This is a genomic window from Methylophaga sp. UBA3192, from assembly GCA_002363955.1.
Taxonomy (GTDB): domain Bacteria; phylum Pseudomonadota; class Gammaproteobacteria; order Nitrosococcales; family Methylophagaceae; genus Methylophaga.
Map to the genome: position 1 here is coordinate 275,818 of DEXE01000002.1, position 18,996 is coordinate 294,813.

Sequence of the window (18,996 nt, forward strand, 5' to 3'; positions counted from 1 at the left end):
CGTGTTTAAGTTAGAGAATTATTCGCTTAGAAAACGCATGTACATTGTTGCTGGTTTTGGCATTATCGGTTTAGTGCTGCTGGCGAGTTTGATGTTCTACATGGAGCTTAATGCTGTTACCTCAATGCAACAGCTTAAAGTGGTTGCTGGATTTGTGGTTATTGGCAGTGTATTAATCATGTTCCTTGCTCATGTTATCGGGCGTTTTGGAGATAAGCGAGCGACAACTCTGGTTAACGGCATTCAGAACATTAAAAAAGGCGATCTCACCCAAAAAATTGCTATATCTGGGAAAAGTGATTTTAGCTGGATGGCTTTTGAATTAGACAGTGCCCGAAAAAACGTCGCTAATCTGGTACACACACTGACCGGCGGTGTCAGCCAGCTGAATACAGCAACACAAAACATGACTGTTATCAGTAAAGAAACGGTGACCGGTGTATTGAAACAGCAGGAAGAAACCGACCAGGTTGCAACAGCAATGAATGAAATGACCGCGTCAGTTCAGGAGGTTGCACGGACGGCGACCAATGCAGCCGAGGCGGCGCGTAATGCTGACAATGAAGCCAAGGCCGGTAAGCAAGTCGTGCTGGAAACAATGCAATCAATTGATACCTTGGCCAGTGAAGTCGAAAAAGCGGCAGATACCTTAAGCGAACTAGAAGCGGATATCGGCAACATTGGTGCCATTGTTGATGTGATTCGCGGCATTACCGAGCAAACCAATCTTTTAGCGCTGAATGCTGCGATTGAAGCTGCACGTGCGGGTGAACATGGCCGTGGTTTTGCTGTTGTAGCGGATGAAGTTCGGACTCTGGCTGCCAGAACACAATCTTCAACACATGAAATTGAAGAAATGGTTGAACGATTACAGCAGGGAGCACGCGCTGCGGTAAAAGTGATGAATGAAAGTCGCGAAAGTGCCAAGACCAGTGTTGAAAAAGCGGCAAGTGCCGGTTCTGCTTTGGATACGATTACTGCGATGATTTCTACCATGGATGAAATGAGTACACAGATTTCCAATGCGGCAAATGAACAGAGCTCAGTAGCCGAAGATATCAATCGTGGTATTGTGAATATCAGTCAGATTGCTGACCACACTGCAGATGGTGCCAGAGCGACTTCCGAAGCGGTAGATACGCTTAGCAGTCTGTCTTCTCAATTGCAGGATGCTTCCGCTAAATTTAAAGTTTAGTCTCTATAACTCCGGCTATTGGCATAAAAAAGCCCGCTTAAATGCGGGCTTTTTTATGCGGGTTTCCATCACAGCAGTTTTTTGATCAGCAAGCCCCCAGAGCTCATCGCAATTCGTTTTCTATCTCGGTCAATTTTTGTATGGGGTCAGCGGCACTGGTAATCGGTCGACCGATAACAAGATAATGACTGCCTGCCTTGATGGCTTGCGCGGGTGTCATGATACGATGTTGATCACCTTTAGTGCTTCCTGACGGACGAATCCCCGGCGTCACTAGTTGAAACTGGCTCCCCAGCTCAGCTTTTAACATGGCTGTTTCGTGTGCTGAGCAGACAACACCATCCAATCCATTATCTGCAGCCATTACGGCGAGACGTAATACCGTTTCTGGGATAGTGCCCTGTAAACCAATTGCTTCGAAAGTTTGTTGATCCATACTGGTGAGCAATGTAACGCCTATTAATAAAGGAGCGTCATGATGGCTGCCAATGGCTTCCCGGGCTGCAGACATCATCGCCGGTCCACCCAGGGTATGCACATTCATCATCCAGACACCTAAATCGGCTGCAGCAGCGCAGGCTTTGCCAACGGTGTTAGGAATGTCGTGATATTTCAAATCCAGAAATATATCGAAACCTTCCTGCTGCAGATTTTTGACAATTTCCGGGCCACTTCGGGTGAACAATTCCTTGCCGACTTTAAGCTTACACCGCGCTGGATCCAGTTGTTCAGCCATAGCAAGTGCTGAATTTGCATCAGGGTAATCCAAAGCGACAATGATATTTGATTGAGTCATGCTGATTTCCACTAAAATTTCAATGCAGATCCTACCTTAACTGGCCGTCTTTTGCGTCTGATTTCACTCCAACCTTGATGATAATGCTATCCTGTGCGCCAATTTTTGATGGGTTGATTCAATGAAATTTGTTACCTCAGCACAAGACGGACTGGCCAGGCGCGGACAATTGAGTTTTGCCAGAGGCAATATACAAACGCCGGCGTTTATGCCCGTCGGGACCTATGGTTCGGTAAAAGCCATGACGCCAGAAGAGGTCAAAGCTACAGGCGCTGAAATTATTCTGGGTAACACCTTTCATCTGATGTTGCGCCCCGGCACGGATATTATTCAGCAGCATGGTGATCTGCATGATTTTATGCGCTGGGATAAACCCATCTTGACCGATTCAGGTGGCTTTCAGGTTTTTAGTCTTGGAGATTTGCGCAAAATCACAGAGCAAGGTGTACATTTTCGTTCACCGGTCAGTGGCGATAAAGTCTTTATGGGACCCGAAGAATCGATGGCAGTGCAGCGGGCACTGGGAAGTGACATTGTAATGATTTTTGATGAATGTACACCTTATCCAGCTGATGAAAAAACGGCTGCCAGTTCCATGCGGTTATCGCTTCGATGGGCCGAACGAAGCAAGGCTGCTCATGGGGATAACCCTTCGGCATTATTCGGGATTGTTCAGGGCGGTATGCATGAAGCCTTACGCGATGAATCCTTGGCAGGACTGACGGAAATAGGCTTCGATGGTTATGCCATTGGCGGTTTGTCAGTTGGCGAACCAAAAGAAGATATGCTAAGAATTCTTGAGCATCTGAGTGATAAAATGCCGGCTGATAAGCCCCGTTATCTTATGGGGGTCGGAAGACCTGAAGATTTGGTTGAGGCGGTGTGCCTGGGTGTGGATATGTTTGATTGTGTGATGCCAACCCGTAACGCCCGCAATGGGCATTTGTTTGTTCATGAGGGCGTGATCAAGATCCGTAACAGTCGTCATAAAACAGACACAGGTCCATTGGACCCATATTGTGATTGTTATACCTGCAAGAACTATAGTCGTGCCTATCTGCATCATTTAGATCGTACTGGTGAAATGCTGGGGCCTCGTCTGAATACCATTCATAACCTGCATTATTATCAACGCTTGATGCAGCAACTCAGGGGGGCGATTGAATCGGGCTCTTTGCAACAGTTCCGCGAGTCTTTTTATGCAATGCGACAACAACGTCCCCAATGATAGTAATTGGCTATCAGACAGAAGTTGGCTGTGGCATAATCACTGTCTTTTATTTATCAGTTTAGAGGAAATACGATGGATTTTCTGATTTCACCTGCTTTTGCTGAAGCGGCATCACAATCTGGATCACCAGGTTTGTTGGACTTTGCTTTCCCGATCATCTTGTTGGTGTTGTTTTATGTGATGTTGATTCGTCCCCAGCAAAAACGAGCTAAAGCTCATCGCACAATGCAACAAGCGCTGGCTAAAGGCGATGAAGTGGTTACAGATGGTGGCTTGATGGGAAAAATTAACGAAATTAACGACAATGCTATCAACCTGCAAATTGCTGAGACGGTTGAGGTTAAAGTACGTCGTGAATCAATCAATTCAGTGCTTCCTAAAGGCACATTGAAAAAACTGTAAATATGAAGGGGCTGCCGGAGAGCAGCCTTTTTGATATCTGGATCTTAAAATGAACCGATACCCCCTCTGGAAAAATCTCTTGGTTGTGGTCGTCATAGTCACGGCCATTATCTACGCAATGCCAAATCTTTTTGGTGATGACCCTGCTGTACAGGTTTCCGCTGGAAGACTAAACAGTGTTGATTTGCAATTAGTCAATGAAATCGAATCCACACTGAAACAAGCCGATATTCCCTATAAAGGCGTTGTGCTGGAAGAAAATCGTTTATTAATTCGTTTCAGTGATGCGAATGAACAGCTCAAGGCCCGTGAGCTTATTCAACAAAGCCTGAGTGATGATGATTATATTGTCGCGTTGAATTTAGCGCCCAATACACCGCAAATTCTGCGCTCGATGGGTGCGAAACCCATGAATCTCGGTCTTGACTTACGTGGTGGTGTGCATTTCCTGATGGAAGTGGATATGGACACAGTGTTGAAGCAAACACTTGAAAGCTACGCCAGCGATATTCGTATTTTGCTTCGTGACAAGACGATTCGTTATACGCAGGTGAATGTGAATGGTGATGTGTTGACCTTCGGGTTCCGCCAGGAAGCTGATCGTGATGCAGCTGTCAGTGAAATCAATCGCGAACACAATGAACTTATTGCCGTAATTGATGAAAATGCGGATCGTCCAACGGTGGCCATTCAGTTGAATGAAGCAACGGTGCGTGAAACGCAAACATTGGCTTTACAACAGAATATTACCACTCTGCGCAACCGTATTAACGAGCTGGGCGTGGCTGAACCGACAGTTCAACAGCAAGGACAAGAGCGTATTGTTGTACAGCTTCCAGGGGTTCAGGATACGGCTCAGGCGAAAAAGATCCTGGGTGCTACGGCAACACTGGAATTTCGTTTAGTGGATTTTGAAAATGATGTTCAAGATGCTTTGAATGGTCGTGTTCCCGCAAACTCAGAACTGTTTTATCATCGTGATGGCAGACCTTATCTGTTAAACAAGCGGGTAATGCTGACTGGCGAACATGTCATCAATGCTGCTTCAACGATAGATGGTCAATCCGGATCGCCAGCCGTTTCTGTGACACTGGATGGTCAAGGTGCGCGTATCTTCAGCAATATTACCCGTGACAATATCGGCAATCCGATGTCGGTTGTCTTTATTGAATCTAAAATTGAAACCCAGATCATAGATGGTGAAGAGGTCAGTGTAAGGCGTCAGCTTCCTGAGATTATCAGCGTTGCCACTATCCGTGACCAGTTAGGTAAAAAGTTTCAGATTACGGGTTTGGATAGCACCACTGAAGCACGTGATCTTGCCTTATTACTGCGTGCAGGTGCCTTGGCTGCGCCGATTGATATTGTTGAAGAGCGAACTGTTGGTCCTAGTTTAGGGCAAGAAAATATTGATCAGGGTTTTGCCTCTGTGATGATTGGTTTTGCGCTTGTTCTGGTATTCATGATTATCTGGTATCGGGTATTTGGTGCTGTGGCCAATCTGGCCTTGGCTGCCAACCTGGTGTTAATTGTGGCTTTGTTATCCATGTTACAGGCAACGCTTACCATGCCTGGTATTGCCGGGATCGTTTTGACGGTGGGTATGGCTGTAGATGCCAACGTACTTATTTTTGAGCGTATCCGTGAAGAATTACGATCCGGTAACAGCCCGCGAGCCAGTATTGATGCGGGGTATTCAAAAGCGTTCTCAACGATTGCCGATGCGAATATTACGACATTGATCGCTGCAATTGTGTTGTTTGGATTCGGAACAGGGACAATTAAAGGGTTTGCCGTTACTCTCTCTCTGGGCATATTGACATCGATGTTTACTGCAATTGTTGGTACTCGCATGGTCGTTAACCTTATCTATGGTCGTCAACAACGACCAAAACTGTCTATTTAATTAAGGCTTGTGTCATGCATCTATTAAGCAAAGAAACAAACATTAATTTTGTTGGTATACGTAAGTTTGCCTTAGCATTTTCGGCTATCCTGTTACTGATTTCAGTTTATTCGATTGTCACTAACAGCTTGAATTTCGGTATCGATTTTACCGGCGGCACCATGATTGAAGTCGGTTATCCACAACCTGTCGATTTAGGTGAGATTCGTACTACATTGGAACAGGGCGGTTTTGAGGACGCTTTGGTGCAGAATTTTGGCTCATTAACCGAAGTACTTATACGTCTTCCGGTGATTGAGACGGAAAATATGGCTGAACTCAGTAATAAAGTTGTTGCGCTATTACAGTCTGAGCAAACTGATGCATTAGAAGTAAGAAGGGTAGAATTTGTCGGCCCTCAAGTGGGTGAAGAGCTTACTGAGGATGGTGGTCTGGCAATGGTTTATGCCTTGATTGGTATTCTGATCTATGTGGCTCTGCGTTTTGAATATCGTTTTGCAATAGCTTCAGTTCTTGCTCTGGTTCACGATGTCATAATAACTGTCGGTATCTTCTCGTTATTCCGACTGGATTTCGATCTCACTGTACTGGCCGCTATACTTGCTGTTATTGGTTATTCACTGAACGATACTATCGTTGTATTTGACCGGATTCGAGAAAGCTTTCTAAAGATGCGTAAAGCGGAACCGCTTGAAGTGATTAATACCTCGATAAATGCAACACTCGGCAGAACAATCATGACATCGATGACCACCTTACTCGTTGTGTTTGCTTTGTTTATTTTTGGTGGCGAAGTAATTCATGCTTTTGCGACCGCTTTATTGATTGGAATCTTGGTGGGTACTTATTCTTCAATCTATGTGGCGGGTACGGCCGTGTTATTGATGGGTGTCACCAAAACAGATTTGATGCCGCCGGAGAAAGATGAGGATAACGAGATTAATCCTGATGGAAGCCAGGTTTAGTAAAATGAGGCCCGTGATACGGGCCTTTTTTATTGGTACCTTTTAACAGGAAGCTCTTCAATGAAATCAGTCCGGGTAATTCGGGCTTTTTCCATGGATACAACATTATCCGGAATAATGTTCATTGGATCATTTTGTTTGTCTTCATGATGGGTTTCCACTTTTAGAATGCGTAAACCTTCATAGTTACTTTGGTAACTCATGAACGTGGCAAACTCTTCCAAACCTTGCATGATTTGCCTGAGATCCAGCTCCAGTGATTTATTTTTCATTTGATTCACTCTGTGTCTAGTAAAACTGTTAACGACACAGCGATGTAATTCTTGAGGAAAAATAATGCTTTTATATCTGGAAGTGGTTCATATCAGCCATTATTTATATTAAATGAATTGTTAACCACAGCGGATTGTTTCTAAGTTGTTGTTATAAAAGTAAAATGTATTTTAACGATGTGGTGTGGTGGGATAAATTCCTTAATCGTTAAGGATTTTTCTGATTATCTAATCAATCAAAGTCAGTATCTTGAAGATGAATTTGTAGTGGAAGGAGAGATGGATGAATCACGTAAAAAAGTATGGCATAGTCCTGGTTTTTGTCTGGCCACAACTGGGCTTTGCAGAAGAAATCGATGTCACCATGCATTATGTGGGCCCGACAGAAGGTCAGGTTTGGCTCGGAGTACAGCAGGGAATTGAAGAGGCCAATCTGCAGGGTGGATTTTTAGGACAAAAATATCAACTTGAAGTTGTCGAGCCAGAGGCGCTTGAGACAACTGATATAGAAACGGTATTGTTATTGGCAACTGATGATGAGTTCACCATGAAAGTTGCTCAGACAGACAAGTATGCTGCTGTCCCGATAATTAACCTTAACTCGACTTCTGATAAATTGCGGGAAGCTTGTTTACCCAATTTATTTCATGTCACTCCCAGCGAGCAGATGCGTGCCGATGCTTTGGCACAGTGGCAGGAAAAAAATCCGGATAAACCTGCTAAAGCACAGAGCTGGCACCAGGATTTTGTAAAATTTGCAGCGAGACAGCTGAACAGCCGTTTTGAGAAAAATCAAGGTGAAGAAATGTCTGATGATGCTTGGGCTGGCTGGGCCGGAACTAAAATGATTGCTGATTCCGTTGTGCAAACCATGCAGTATGATGCGGCATTTATGTTGAATCACCTTAAAACCGATCTGGTTTTTGATGGCCAAAAAGGTGACAACGCAAACTTCCGAGAAAATGGTCAGTTACGCCAGATTCTATTACTCGTTGATAATGATAATAAAATCCTTGCTGAAGCACCGCTGCGTGGTTTTAAAGGCGGATTGGACAGTCTTGGCAAAGTAACCTGCAAATAAAGTTGAGAAATAATCAGGAGAACAATAAATGAAATTTAAAACACTTTTACTGAGTTCAATGATCGTGGCGAGCACTGCTGCCGTAGCTGAACCGACAAATCGCTTGTTCGCGACGAATGAAAGAGATAATACGGTAAGTGTCATTGACTCTCGCACCAATAAAGTTGAAGCCACGATTGATGTTGGCCAACGTCCACGTGGTATCGGTCTGTCACCGGATCAAAAATTGCTTTATGTTGCTATCAGTGATGATAATGCTATTGCTGTTGTTGATGTAAATACCCTGGAAGTCCTTAAAACACTGGATTCGGGCGATGATCCTGAAACCTTTGGCGTGAATCCTGTAACGGGTCATATTGTTATTTCCAACGAAGATGATGGTGAAGCAACGTTCCTGGATCCGAAAAGTAATGAAAAACTGGCTGTTGTGAAAGTCGGAATAGAGCCAGAAGGTGTTGCTGTCTCGCCTACTGGGAAATATGCATTAGTCACCAGTGAGTCCAGTAATATGGTGCATATCATTGAAACCACAAACTATAAATTAGTAGCAAATCTGGTTGTTGCAGCCCGCCCGCGTGGCCTTGCATTCAACAGCGATGGTAGTTTGGCGTACGCAACCAGCGAAATTGGCAATGAAGTTGCCATCATTGATATGGAAACGTACAAAATTATCAAAAAAGCGGCTATTGATGTTGAAAATTCCAAACCAATGGATATCAAAGTCAGCCCCGATGATAAAATGCTATATGTCACCACCGGCCGCGGCAATTCAGTGGCTTTCCTGGATGCAGAAACACTTGAATTAAAAGGTAATGTGCCAGTTGGGAAACGGGTATGGGGACTGGATCTTTCTAAAGACGGTTCCAGACTTTATACGGCTGATGGTGTTGATGGCACAGTATCAGTTGTTGATACGGCTAAACAGGAACGCATTGAAACGATTAAAGTCGGCGCTTTCCCATGGGGCGTTGCTCTGGACGACTGAGAGTAAAAGGTTAACTAAAATTAAACCCGGCAGCGTTTGGCGTCGCCGGGTTTTTTTATGGTTGAAGATATAAAAGAGACAAGAAATATTTTGTGAACCATTGCTGACGCGCTATGATGCCGCACATGAAATTTATACTGCGATTTACTGACATTTGCCTGTTCCGTTCAGGGCCAGATAGTCTTCCAGCGAATAATCAATTACTGCGATTGGTTCTATTTGCCTATTTCATCGTCAGCGTATCAATGAACCAGATTGATATGTCCATGCGAATCAGCTTATGGGTTGGGGTAACCGATCTGATTGTCTTAATGACATTCCTGTATTTTCTGCTCCGCTTCAATCATTATATGCCGCGATATCAACAGACGTTGATGGCAATGGCTGGCACAGGCAGCATATTGGGGTTGCTGGCAATGCCGTTGTTATGGGCATTTCGTCAGTATGCTGAACAGTCAGATACTGCAAACTTTATTTTATTTGCATTGATGCTGGTGATGTTCTGGAGCTTGATGGTTACAGCGCATATCATTCGTCGTGCACTTGAAATATCTGCTCCAAAAGCAGTTGCCTTGACAATTTTATATGTGGTGCTGGCTATTATATTGAATGGTCTCGTTATGTCTGGAGTTGCCTGAGTGCATATTCATATTTTAGGTATCTGCGGTACGTTTATGGGTGGACTTGCTTTATTAGCTCGTGAACGTGGGTTTACGGTTTCAGGTTCGGATGCCAATGTTTATCCCCCGATGAGTGATCAGTTAGCTGATGCCGGCATTGAGGTTATGCAGGGCTTTTTACCGGAACATCTGCAACCGGCGCCTGATATGGTTGTCATGGGCAATGCAATGTCGCGTGGAAATACTGCTGTAGAATATGTGCTCAATCAGGGGTTACCTTATATTTCCGGGCCGCAATGGCTGGCGGAAAATATTCTTATTAATCGTTGGGTATTAGCCGTCGCAGGAACTCACGGTAAAACCACAACCAGCAGTATGCTGGCCTGGATTCTGCAATATGCCGGCATGCAACCCGGCTTTTTGATCGGCGGTGTGCCGGGTAATTTTGGTCAATCGGCGTCAACAGGAAATACACCGTTTTTTGTTATTGAAGCCGACGAATACGACACAGCGTTTTTTGATAAACGCAGCAAATTTATCCATTACCATCCGCGCACTTTAGTGATTAATAACCTGGAATTTGATCATGCGGATATCTTTGCCGATCTGGCTGCCATACAAACACAGTTTCATCATCTGATACGTACCGTGCCATCAGAGGGTTTGGTGATTACACCATATGCTATTCCTGCAATAGAGCAGACCCTTGATCGTGGCTGCTGGACACCCAGACAGTCCATGGATGGGGAGCAGGCGGACTGGCAATTACATGAAATTGCAGAAGATGGGCATCATTTCACTGTACAACACAAACAACAAAACGGCACAGTGAACTGGTCTCTACTGGGAAGGCATAATGTGAATAATGCTGTGGCGGCCATTGCTGCCGCACATCATGTTGGGGTGACCGTAGAACATGCCTGTGAAGCCCTGAACCAGTTCAAAGGTGTGAAGCGCCGATTGGAACTTCGGGGCGAATGTCGTGGCATAAAAGTATATGATGACTTTGCCCATCACCCGACAGCGATTGCCACAACCTTGCAAGGCTTGCGGGCAAATATTGGTCAGCAAAGATTGATCGCCGTATTAGAACCGCGTTCCAATACTATGAAAATGGGCGTTCATGAACTGACTTTAGCCAGCTCATTACAAGCAGCAGACGCAGTTATCCTGTATCAGGATCCCAAATTATCCTGGTCTTTAGATAACATTCAACAGCAGCTGGGTGATACCTCAGTCTTGCATCGAAGTATTGATGATGTCGTCGCTCACTTAGTCAGGCAAAGCAAACCAGGTGATCATATTGTGGTGATGAGCAATGGTGGCTTTGGTGGTATTCATCAAAAAATTCTGGATGCATTAGCCGATGACTGATCCTCGACAAATTGCACTGGCCATTACCGGTGCATCGGGTGCGCCGTATGCCAAACGTTTACTGGAGCAATTGTTGCTGCAGGGAATAACCGTGCATCTGATGATTTCCGCTGCTGGCCGGATTGTATTAGCAGATGAACTGGATTGGAAATTACCATCTCGCGCCGCAGATGCCACTAAAGTATTGGAGAAGCAGTTTAATTGCCAAGTGGATCAGATAAAACTATATGGCGAGCAGCAATGGTCTTCACCACTGGCCAGCGGTTCTCATTCAGTCCCGACGATGATTGTTTGTCCATGCACCATGGGTACACTGTCGGCTATTGCCTGTGGTGGCAGCGATAACCTGATAAATCGTGCTGCGGATGTGATGATCAAAGAGCAGCGAAAATTGATCGTGGTTCCAAGGGAAGCGCCATTTTCAGCGATTCATTTGGAAAATATGCTGAAATTATCCCGGCTTGGGGTATGCATCATGCCGCCTAATCCCGGCTTTTATTTCCGGCCGCAAACGCTAGAAGATATTGTTGATTTTGTGGTAGCCAGAATTCTTGATCAAGCCGGTATCGAACACCAATTAATGCCTCGCTGGGGCGAATAATTATCGGCCCGGATACAGGGCTAAAGATTAACTCGCGTATAATGCCCGCAGAGTCAAAATTCGGAAAATAGCATGTCAGATATTGAAATCGCCCAACAAGCAACAATGCAGAATATTACCGAGATCGCCACGCAAAAATTAGGTTTGCAGGAGGATGATCTGGACAACTATGGTCGTTATAAAGCCAAAGTCTCTCTGCAGGTGATGGACGATTTGGCAGACAAAGCCGATGGCAAATTAATTCTGGTTACTGCCATCAGCCCAACGCCGGCCGGCGAAGGCAAAACCACTACTACCATTGGACTTAGCGACGCATTAAACCGTATTGGCAAACAAGCTACGGTTTGTGTTCGTGAACCTTCCATGGGCCCATGCTTTGGTTTGAAAGGTGGCGCGGCTGGAGGCGGCTATTCGCAGGTGGTTCCGATGGAAGACATCAATCTGCACTTTACCGGTGATTTTCATGCCATCGCTGCCGCACATAATCTGTTGGCAGCAATGATTGATAACCATATTCATCATGGCAATGCCTTGCAGCTGGATACCCGTAAAATAACCTGGCAACGGGTTGTTGATATGAATGACCGGGCCTTACGTCAAATCACAATAGGAATGGGGGGGCCAGCGAACGGTTTCGTCCGGGAAGACCGTTTTGATATTGTGGTTGCCTCGGAAGTGATGGCAATCTTCTGTCTGGCAGCAACATTAAGCGAATTGAAACAACGACTGGGGAATATCCTAATTGGCTATTCAACCGATGGTACGCCGCGCTATGCCAGTGAGCTCAATGCTCACGGTGCCATGACCGCATTGCTGAAAGAAGCCATTAAGCCGAATTTGGTACAGACACTTGAGAATAATCCGGCGTTTGTACATGGTGGACCTTTCGCCAATATTGCACACGGCTGCAATTCGGTTATCGCCACTAAAATGGCGTTAAAACTGAGCGATTATGTAGTCACTGAAGCCGGCTTTGGAGCCGATCTCGGCGCTGAAAAGTTCATTAATATCAAGTGCCGTAAAGCCGGTATTCGTCCGGATTTGGCTGTAGTGGTCGCGACTGTTAAAGCTTTGAAATATCATGGCGGCATTAATGTTCCTGATCTGGCCGCTGAAAATCTATCTGCGCTTGAGCTGGGGCTAACCAATCTCCGTAAGCATTTACACAATTTACAAAACGAGTTCGGCCTGGAATGTGTTGTGGCAATCAATCATTTCATTCAGGACAGTGATGCGGAAATTGCGTTGATTAAAGATGCTGTGGAGACCATGGGGGCAACTGCTGTTTTGGCCAGACATTGGGCTCAAGGTGGAGCAGGGGCAGAGTTACTGGCACAGACAGTGGTGGAAAAACTACAGCAATCGAGTAAATGTGAATTGCTGTATAGCGATAATGAGACGTTGTGGAACAAAATCAGTGCCGTTGCGACAAGATTGTATGGAGCAAATGAAATCGTCGCGGATAAAAAAGTACTGAACAAATTGGGCGAGTTTCAATCCCTGCATGGTGATTTGCCGATTTGTATGGCAAAAACACCCTACTCATTCAGCAGTGACCCAACTTTGCGTGGTGCGCCAGAGCAACATGTGATCACCATACGTGATGTTCGTTTATCGCGTGGTGCAGGATTTATTGTGGTTTTGTGTGGCGATGTGATGACCATGCCTGGTTTGCCAAAGATTCCTGCTGCCGAGCGAATTGATATTGATGATAATGGCGTGATCAGCGGCTTGTTCTGATTAATCAGAACGCCGCAGGCTGAAATAAAGCATTAATCCACCCCAAAGTCCCAGAATCCAGCTGAGCACCGGCATGCCGGCCAACATGTTCGATGAATAACCATCCAGCCCTTTAATTATCGCTGCACCCACAATAAAGGCTGCACCACTGACTGCGGCGGCAGTTCGATAACTGGAATGCCGAACTTCCTGACGAATTTTATCTAAATCCTTGGATGACAACTGCATATGTAACTGACCCGCCTGGGCTTGTTTCGTCAAATCATGCAACATGCGTGGCAAGGTTGGTAATGTTTCAGCCCAGGTTGGTGCTTCTTTCTGCAACGATTTAACCGCCGCCTGCCAACCCAGTTTTTCTTTCATCCATTGCTCAAGAATTGGTTTGGCGGTTTGCCATAAATCCAGATCGGGATACAGGTCCCGTCCCAGCCCTTCAATATTCAGCAACGTTTTTTGCAGTAAAACCAATTGAGGCTGGATCTGCATATTAAAACGTCGGGCGGTCTGAAACAGTCTCAACAACAGCTGCCCAAATGAAATCTCTTTTAGCGGACGAGCAAATATGGGTTCACAGACGCTGCGAATAGCTGATTCAAACTCATCCATTCGCGTTTCAGCAGGAACCCAGCCTGACTGAATATGTAGCTCGGCAACCCGACGGTAGTCATGGTTAAAAAAAGCGAGAAAATTTTCGGCCAGATAACGCTGATCGTCAGGTGACAGCGTGCCCATAATGCCGAAATCAATGGCAATGTAACGCGGCAATTGTGGATTATTGACGTCGACCAGAATATTGCCCGGGTGCATATCAGCATGAAAGAAACTATGTCTGAATACCTGGGTAAAGAAAATTTCCACTCCAATAGTGGCGAGCAATTCCAAATTGATATTATGTTGTTTCAGTAGCGCGATATTGCTGATTGGTGCACCAAATACCCGTTCCTGCACCAGCAGGTTTGGTTTGGTTAATGACCAGTAGACTTCGGGAACATACAATAACCGTTCATCAGCAAAGTGCCGTTTCAACTGTGAAGCGGATGCTGCTTCCCGCAACATATCCAGTTCATCAAACAGATTTTTTTCAAGTTCGGCAACAACCTCCCGTGGTCGCAGACGTTTGCCTTCAGACCAGTATTTTTCAGCTAAACCGGCAAGTGTATAAAGCAAGTCGACATCGCGGCGGATGACTTTTTCAATGCCCGGACGGACTAATTTAAGAATAACCTGCTTGCCATCAGTCAATGTCGCGGCATGCACCTGGGCAATTGACGCCGAGGCCAATGGTTCGGTATCAATATGACTAAAAATGCGTTCCGGTTCGCCTTCTTCATAGGCAGCATGGATTAGCGCTAGAGCAACATCATTGGGAAAAGGTGCAACTTGATCCTGCAGTTTTGCCAGGGAGTCAGCAATATCTTCAGGCAATAAATCACGCCGGGTCGAGAGAATCTGACCAAACTTGACAAATATCGGCCCTAAATCCTGTAACGCCAGCCGAATTCGTTCGCCTCTGGGCAAGTCGGCTTTATGGCGCCATCGATAGGGAGAAAACCAGCTGAGAAAACGGTAGGGACGGAAAAAATGTATGGCGAGAATCAGTTCGTCGAGACGATGACGGCCCAACACGTGATTAATTTGTAATAAGCGTCCGAACTGACCGAGTTTCATGATTTTCTCTCAATGGTGTTTTGCAGTCTTTTTATTCGGGCTTCAAGCCGATCGGTATCGGCACGGAGTATGTCTACCTGTTGCAGAAACCGATCTGTTTGTGATTTATCGGGCAGGAAGTGACTTTCTTCTCGCAGATACTCGGCGACACTGGTTTCTAACTCAGACCGATTATCATCCAACCAGGCAACCCCCCGACGTAAACCCTGAGCAAGAGGATAGGCGAGAGCATCCCCGGTTATATTGGCGAGCTGTTGCTCCCAGTCGAAATCAAACTGTTGCTGCCAGTCCTGTAATTGTTTGGCGAATTGAACATCACCGAGGATCTGTATCTGATTGGAAAACAAGCTGTCTGGCTGTTTTAATAGCTTCAACAAGGCAAAGCTATCCGCTTTGATCATCAAGTCAGCGATATCATCTCCGGCTGAGTCCAGAACAATGTTGTCTTCGGTAAATCTGGCCATCACTGCCAGATTCAGATTGCTGATATCAATACGGATACTTCGCTTTGCAAAACGCTGAAGCTGTTGATGGCTTTCCATATCAAAGCGCAATGCATGATTCAATGCCATTTCAATTGGCTTTAAAAACAGACTCATGAGCTAGAATTTATACCCGCTATGTAACGCGACAATACCGGAAGACATATTAAAAAAATCGACTCGTTCAAATCCGGCTTCTTCCATCATTTTTTTCAAACTGGGCTGATCCGGGTGCATACGAATCGATTCAGCCAGATAGCGGTAACTTTCTGCATCATTGGTAAATAACCTGCCCAATGTGGGTAATACCTTGAACGAATAGGCATCATAGATAGGTCTTAACCAGCTGGCAGGTTGGGAAAATTCCAATACCAGTAATTTGCCACCGGGTTTCAGTACTCGTAGCATTGAGCGAAGAGCTTTGTCTTTATCGGTGACATTCCGCAGACCAAAAGCAATGGTGATGCAATCAAAAGTATTGTCAGGAAATGGCAAAGCTTCAGCATTGGCCTGCACGTACTCAATATTACCGGCTTTACCTAAATCAGTAAGTCGATCGCGGCCAACGTTCAGCATGGAAGCATTGATGTCTGCCAGTACTACCTTTCCGGTTGGACCCACCATGTCGGCAAAACGAGCTGTTAAATCACCGGTGCCACCGGCGATATCCAAAACATTAGCACCAGGTCGCACATTGCTATTGTGCAAGGTAAAGCGTTTCCAAATCCGATGGATTCCCATCGACATCAAATCATTCATCAAGTCATAGCGACCAGCGACAGAATGAAAGACTTCGGCGACATGTCTGGCCTTTTCCTCGGTAGGAACCTGTTTAAAGCCGAAGTGCGTGGTGTTATTGTCTTCCATATATCCTCTCAGGCATCACTCTGACGTTCGTAGCCTTCAGCCATCAATTTTTCCAGATAGGTCTGCCAGTATTCATCCTGATGCATGGAAAGTTCATAAAGATACTCCCAGCTGAACAATCCACTGTCATGGCCATCATCAAAATAGATTTTGATAGCATAATGTCCTACCGGTTCAATATTACTGATGCCAACATTTTCTTTTTGTACCTGTAATACTTCCTGTCCGGGACCATGACCCTGGACCTCTGCGGAAGGAGAGTGTACGCGCAGGAACTCGGCAGACAGTAAATAGTGTTGATCGCCATAGACCAGCTCAAGTTTCCTGGACTGTTTGTGCAACTGAATTTCGCTTGGTAACGATGCCTGGCTCATAAAAGTCCTTTAAAGAATATATCGTGACAGGTCTTCATCCTGCACCAGCTCTGACAGTTGCTGACTGACATAATTTTCATCAATAACAAATTTTTGTCCTGCTTCCTCACCAGCTTCATAGGAAATATCTTCCAGCAGTCTTTCGAGTAAGGTGTGTAAACGACGTGCTCCAATGTTTTCGGTCTTTTCATTGACTTGCCAGGCCAGCTCGGCAAGTCGTTTTATGCCATCGGCGGTAAAGCTTAAATCGACCGACTCAGTCCCTAACAACGCTGAATACTGTTCAGTAAGAGAGGCATCCGGTTCGGTTAAAATTCTGACAAAGTCATCGGTTGTCAGTGCATTAAGTTCTACACGAATAGGTAATCGACCCTGGAGTTCGGGGATAAGATCAGATGGTTTACTTAAATGAAATGCACCGGAAGCAATAAACAGAATATGGTCGGTTTTCAGCATGCCGTATTTGGTGGAAACAGTGCTGCCTTCAACCAATGGCAATAAGTCACGTTGCACACCGGCTCGGGAAACGTCAGCGCCACTACCTGCACCTTCACCGCGATGAGTGATTTTGTCTATTTCATCGAGAAATACAATGCCGGTTTGTTCAACCCGCTGGATGACTTCTGCTTTTAAGTCTTCCTCGTTAATCAGTTTGGCTGCTTCTTCCTCGCTTAGTAAGCGCATGGCTTTTGCTACCGTCAGTTTACGGGTGGTTTTTCGCTGGTTACCCATATTCTGGAACATATCCTGTAACTGACTGGTAAGTTCTTCCATTCCAGGTGGTGTCATAATCTCCACCCCCATCTGATGCTGTGCCAACTCCAGCTCAACTTCCCGTTCATCCAGCTTACCTTCTCGCAGCATTTTGCGAAATTTTTGACGAGTATTGGATTCTTCTTCGGTTAAAGTGCCACGAGCTGGTGTAAGTAACGAATCCAGAATACGTTCTTCTGCCGCGTCCAAGGCACGGGGTTTTGCCTCATTGATTGCATTTTCACGCAGCATTTTCATTGCGCTTTCAGCCAGATCGCGAATAATTGATTCAACGTCGCGTCCCACATAACCCACTTCCGTGAATTTAGTGGCCTCGACTTTGATAAACGGAGCATTAACCAAAGAAGCAAGACGTCTGGCAATTTCAGTTTTACCGACACCAGTGGGGCCAATCATCAAGATGTTCTTTGGGGTTACTTCCTGTTGCAATGTCACATCAAGTTGCTGACGACGCCAACGATTACGTAATGCTATCGCAACGGCTTTTTTCGCTTCATGCTGACCGATAATGTGTTTGTCTAGTTCGTGAACGATTTGTTTGGGGGTAAGTGATTGATTCATGATTATTCGTTGTAATCCAATGTTTCAATGGTGAGGTTATGATTGGTGTAAATGCAGATATCAGCAGCGATATTCAGGCCTTTTTCAACAATCTCACGAGCCGATAAGTCAGTATTTTGTAATAAGGCTGTTGCAGCTGCCTGGGCGAATGGGCCACCAGAGCCAATAGCGATCAAGCTGTTTTCCGGTTCGATAACATCGCCATTACCAGAGATAATCAACGAAGCATCGGCATCCGCTACCGCTAGTAAGGCTTCAAGGCGGCGCATCATTCTGTCAGTACGCCAATCTTTTGCCAGCTCAAGGGCACTCCGTGTCAGGTTGCCCTGGTGTTTTTCCAGTTTGGCTTCGAAGCGTTCAAATAACGTAAACGCATCCGCAGTTCCACCAGCAAACCCGGCGATAACTTTATCATGATAAAGACGTCTGACTTTGCGGGCGTTGCCTTTCATGATGGTATTGCCAAGACTGACCTGGCCATCACCACCAATCACTACCTGGCCGTCACGACGATATGAGAGGATCGTGGTGCCACGGTATTGCTCCATAAAAAACTCCAGTATTAATTTAGAAAAAATAGCGGTGCAGTATACTATGCCGTTGGCTCTGATGCAGTTCGTAATCGGTTTTACTGAGCCCCGGCAGGCTTTTATCATGTAAAAGTGAGATAGTGGTTGACAGCGAGCTGGGATTTCCGGAAAATGCGACCTCTTTAGTGGAGGGGTTCCCGAGCGGCCAAAGGGATCAGACTGTAAATCTGACGGTTCTACCTTCGGAGGTTCGAATCCTCCCCCCTCCACCATTTAATTAAGAGTTTACTATTTTGCGGGTGTAGTTCAATGGTAGAACTCCAGCCTTCCAAGCTGACTATGTGGGTTCGATTCCCATCACCCGCTCCATTTTAGTTTTGGAAGAATTGGCCCGCATAGCTCAGTCGGTAGAGCGCATCCATGGTAAGGATGAGGTCATCAGTTCGATTCTGATTGCGGGCTCCATTTTTGATTTTGATTGGGCAGGGAGTACCTTGCCTGTTTTTGATTTTAACAATTAAAAAGTTTGGCGGGGAGACTGGCATGTCTAAGGCAAAATTTGAACGTACAAA

19 protein-coding genes and 3 tRNA genes are annotated in these 18,996 nt (G+C 45.5%); 14 read left to right on the forward strand and 8 right to left on the reverse strand.

The window, feature by feature from the left end:
• The first annotated feature begins 1 nt into the window (after window position 1).
• Window positions 2–1,195, forward strand: a complete 1,194-nt coding sequence (locus B2337_RS01400) for a methyl-accepting chemotaxis protein (RefSeq protein WP_292360275.1) — start codon at window positions 2–4, stop codon at window positions 1,193–1,195.
• Between the two features lie 103 nt (window positions 1,196–1,298).
• Here the strand turns inward: B2337_RS01400 and pyrF are convergent, their stop codons facing one another.
• On the reverse strand, window positions 1,299–1,991 hold the full coding sequence (gene pyrF, locus B2337_RS01405; protein ID WP_292414354.1) for an orotidine-5'-phosphate decarboxylase: 693 nt from the start codon (window positions 1,989–1,991) through the stop codon (window positions 1,299–1,301).
• A 121-nt stretch (window positions 1,992–2,112) separates the two neighbouring features.
• Here pyrF and tgt point away from each other — a divergent pair, with 121 nt between their 5' ends.
• The 4 genes from tgt to secF all read left to right on the forward strand — a co-directional run bounded on the left by tgt (window position 2,113) and on the right by secF (window position 6,495).
• Entirely contained in the window at window positions 2,113–3,219 is a 1,107-nt protein-coding gene (gene tgt / locus B2337_RS01410) for a tRNA guanosine(34) transglycosylase Tgt (RefSeq protein ID WP_292360271.1), read from the forward strand.
• A gap of 75 nt (window positions 3,220–3,294) precedes the next feature.
• Window positions 3,295–3,624, forward strand: a complete 330-nt coding sequence (gene yajC, locus B2337_RS01415; RefSeq protein ID WP_292414353.1) for a preprotein translocase subunit YajC — start codon at window positions 3,295–3,297, stop codon at window positions 3,622–3,624.
• Between the two features lie 49 nt (window positions 3,625–3,673).
• On the forward strand, window positions 3,674–5,530 hold the full coding sequence (gene secD, locus B2337_RS01420; RefSeq protein WP_292360267.1) for a protein translocase subunit SecD: 1,857 nt from the start codon (window positions 3,674–3,676) through the stop codon (window positions 5,528–5,530).
• Window positions 5,531–5,544: 14 nt separating this feature from the next.
• A complete protein-coding gene (gene secF / locus B2337_RS01425) occupies window positions 5,545–6,495 on the forward strand; it encodes a protein translocase subunit SecF (protein WP_292360265.1) in 951 nt (316 codons plus the stop codon).
• A gap of 29 nt (window positions 6,496–6,524) precedes the next feature.
• Here secF and B2337_RS01430 read toward each other — a convergent pair whose 3' ends face one another.
• Window positions 6,525–6,767 carry a hypothetical protein gene (locus B2337_RS01430; protein WP_292414352.1) on the reverse strand — a complete coding sequence of 81 codons (243 nt, stop codon included), beginning with the start codon at window positions 6,765–6,767 and terminating at the stop codon, window positions 6,525–6,527.
• Between the two features lie 283 nt (window positions 6,768–7,050).
• Between B2337_RS01430 and B2337_RS01435 the strand changes: the two genes are divergently transcribed.
• From B2337_RS01435 to B2337_RS01460, 6 genes are all read left to right on the forward strand, one after another.
• Entirely contained in the window at window positions 7,051–7,848 is a 798-nt protein-coding gene (locus B2337_RS01435; protein WP_292414351.1) for an ABC transporter substrate-binding protein, read from the forward strand.
• A 28-nt stretch (window positions 7,849–7,876) separates the two neighbouring features.
• Window positions 7,877–8,833, forward strand: coding sequence for a PQQ-dependent catabolism-associated beta-propeller protein (locus B2337_RS01440; protein WP_292414350.1), 957 nt, complete (start codon window positions 7,877–7,879; stop codon window positions 8,831–8,833).
• Between the two features lie 125 nt (window positions 8,834–8,958).
• Window positions 8,959–9,471 carry a YIP1 family protein gene (locus tag B2337_RS01445; protein WP_292360259.1) on the forward strand — a complete coding sequence of 171 codons (513 nt, stop codon included), beginning with the start codon at window positions 8,959–8,961 and terminating at the stop codon, window positions 9,469–9,471.
• On the forward strand, window positions 9,472–10,827 hold the full coding sequence (mpl, locus tag B2337_RS01450) for a UDP-N-acetylmuramate:L-alanyl-gamma-D-glutamyl-meso-diaminopimelate ligase (RefSeq protein ID WP_292414349.1): 1,356 nt from the start codon (window positions 9,472–9,474) through the stop codon (window positions 10,825–10,827).
• On the forward strand, window positions 10,820–11,428 hold the full coding sequence (locus B2337_RS01455) for a UbiX family flavin prenyltransferase (RefSeq protein WP_292360255.1): 609 nt from the start codon (window positions 10,820–10,822) through the stop codon (window positions 11,426–11,428). Before mpl ends, B2337_RS01455 begins: the two co-directional genes overlap by 8 nt.
• A 72-nt stretch (window positions 11,429–11,500) precedes the next feature.
• A complete protein-coding gene (locus tag B2337_RS01460; protein ID WP_292414347.1) occupies window positions 11,501–13,168 on the forward strand; it encodes a formate--tetrahydrofolate ligase in 1,668 nt (555 codons plus the stop codon).
• On the opposite strand, the gene ubiB is transcribed toward B2337_RS01460, so the two are convergent.
• Genes ubiB through hslV form a run of 6 tightly spaced genes read right to left on the reverse strand, consistent with a single transcriptional unit; the run spans window position 13,169 to window position 18,442 of the window.
• Window positions 13,169–14,836, reverse strand: a complete 1,668-nt coding sequence (gene ubiB / locus B2337_RS01465; protein ID WP_292414346.1) for a ubiquinone biosynthesis regulatory protein kinase UbiB — start codon at window positions 14,834–14,836, stop codon at window positions 13,169–13,171.
• Window positions 14,833–15,435 carry a ubiquinone biosynthesis accessory factor UbiJ gene (locus tag B2337_RS01470; RefSeq protein WP_292414345.1) on the reverse strand — a complete coding sequence of 201 codons (603 nt, stop codon included), beginning with the start codon at window positions 15,433–15,435 and terminating at the stop codon, window positions 14,833–14,835. The genes ubiB and B2337_RS01470 overlap by 4 nt, the downstream gene beginning before the upstream one ends.
• A 3-nt stretch (window positions 15,436–15,438) precedes the next feature.
• Entirely contained in the window at window positions 15,439–16,185 is a 747-nt protein-coding gene (ubiE, locus tag B2337_RS01475; RefSeq protein ID WP_292414344.1) for a bifunctional demethylmenaquinone methyltransferase/2-methoxy-6-polyprenyl-1,4-benzoquinol methylase UbiE, read from the reverse strand.
• Between the two features lie 8 nt (window positions 16,186–16,193).
• The gene (locus tag B2337_RS01480) at window positions 16,194–16,559 is read right to left on the reverse strand and encodes a DUF971 domain-containing protein (RefSeq protein WP_292360244.1); all 366 of its coding nucleotides are present in this window, start codon (window positions 16,557–16,559) and stop codon (window positions 16,194–16,196) included.
• Window positions 16,560–16,568: 9 nt separating this feature from the next.
• Window positions 16,569–17,894, reverse strand: a complete 1,326-nt coding sequence (gene hslU / locus B2337_RS01485) for an ATP-dependent protease ATPase subunit HslU (protein ID WP_292360243.1) — start codon at window positions 17,892–17,894, stop codon at window positions 16,569–16,571.
• 2 nt (window positions 17,895–17,896) lie between these two features.
• Complete coding sequence (gene hslV / locus B2337_RS01490) at window positions 17,897–18,442, reverse strand: ATP-dependent protease subunit HslV (RefSeq protein ID WP_292360242.1); 546 nt, start codon at window positions 18,440–18,442, stop codon at window positions 17,897–17,899.
• A gap of 169 nt (window positions 18,443–18,611) precedes the next feature.
• Here hslV and B2337_RS01495 point away from each other — a divergent pair.
• The 3 genes from B2337_RS01495 to B2337_RS01505 all read left to right on the forward strand — a co-directional run bounded on the left by B2337_RS01495 (window position 18,612) and on the right by B2337_RS01505 (window position 18,889).
• A tRNA-Tyr gene (locus tag B2337_RS01495) sits at window positions 18,612–18,696 on the forward strand.
• 23 nt (window positions 18,697–18,719) lie between these two features.
• A tRNA-Gly gene (locus tag B2337_RS01500) sits at window positions 18,720–18,793 on the forward strand.
• Between the two features lie 20 nt (window positions 18,794–18,813).
• Window positions 18,814–18,889: transfer RNA gene (locus tag B2337_RS01505), tRNA-Thr, on the forward strand.
• The last annotated feature ends 107 nt before the right edge of the window (window positions 18,890–18,996 follow it).

Excerpts from the sequence above, each read along its gene's own strand:
- B2337_RS01460 (WP_292414347.1), top strand. The coding sequence starts at position 11,501 with ATGTCAGATATTGAAATCGCCCAACAAGCAACAATGCAGAATATTACC.
- B2337_RS01480 (WP_292360244.1), bottom strand. The coding sequence starts at position 16,559 with ATGAGCCAGGCATCGTTACCAAGCGAAATTCAGTTGCACAAACAGTCC.
- B2337_RS01445 (WP_292360259.1), top strand. The coding sequence starts at position 8,959 with ATGAAATTTATACTGCGATTTACTGACATTTGCCTGTTCCGTTCAGGG.
- yajC (WP_292414353.1), top strand. The coding sequence starts at position 3,295 with ATGGATTTTCTGATTTCACCTGCTTTTGCTGAAGCGGCATCACAATCT.
- B2337_RS01430 (WP_292414352.1), bottom strand. The coding sequence starts at position 6,767 with ATGAAAAATAAATCACTGGAGCTGGATCTCAGGCAAATCATGCAAGGT.
- B2337_RS01455 (WP_292360255.1), top strand. The coding sequence starts at position 10,820 with ATGACTGATCCTCGACAAATTGCACTGGCCATTACCGGTGCATCGGGT.
- ubiB (WP_292414346.1), bottom strand. The coding sequence starts at position 14,836 with ATGAAACTCGGTCAGTTCGGACGCTTATTACAAATTAATCACGTGTTG.
- pyrF (WP_292414354.1), bottom strand. The coding sequence starts at position 1,991 with ATGACTCAATCAAATATCATTGTCGCTTTGGATTACCCTGATGCAAAT.
- tgt (WP_292360271.1), top strand. The coding sequence starts at position 2,113 with ATGAAATTTGTTACCTCAGCACAAGACGGACTGGCCAGGCGCGGACAA.
- secD (WP_292360267.1), top strand. The coding sequence starts at position 3,674 with ATGAACCGATACCCCCTCTGGAAAAATCTCTTGGTTGTGGTCGTCATA.
- secF (WP_292360265.1), top strand. The coding sequence starts at position 5,545 with ATGCATCTATTAAGCAAAGAAACAAACATTAATTTTGTTGGTATACGT.
- ubiE (WP_292414344.1), bottom strand. The coding sequence starts at position 16,185 with ATGGAAGACAATAACACCACGCACTTCGGCTTTAAACAGGTTCCTACC.
- hslV (WP_292360242.1), bottom strand. The coding sequence starts at position 18,442 with ATGGAGCAATACCGTGGCACCACGATCCTCTCATATCGTCGTGACGGC.
- B2337_RS01470 (WP_292414345.1), bottom strand. The coding sequence starts at position 15,435 with ATGAGTCTGTTTTTAAAGCCAATTGAAATGGCATTGAATCATGCATTG.
- B2337_RS01435 (WP_292414351.1), top strand. The coding sequence starts at position 7,051 with ATGAATCACGTAAAAAAGTATGGCATAGTCCTGGTTTTTGTCTGGCCA.
- B2337_RS01440 (WP_292414350.1), top strand. The coding sequence starts at position 7,877 with ATGAAATTTAAAACACTTTTACTGAGTTCAATGATCGTGGCGAGCACT.
- hslU (WP_292360243.1), bottom strand. The coding sequence starts at position 17,894 with ATGAATCAATCACTTACCCCCAAACAAATCGTTCACGAACTAGACAAA.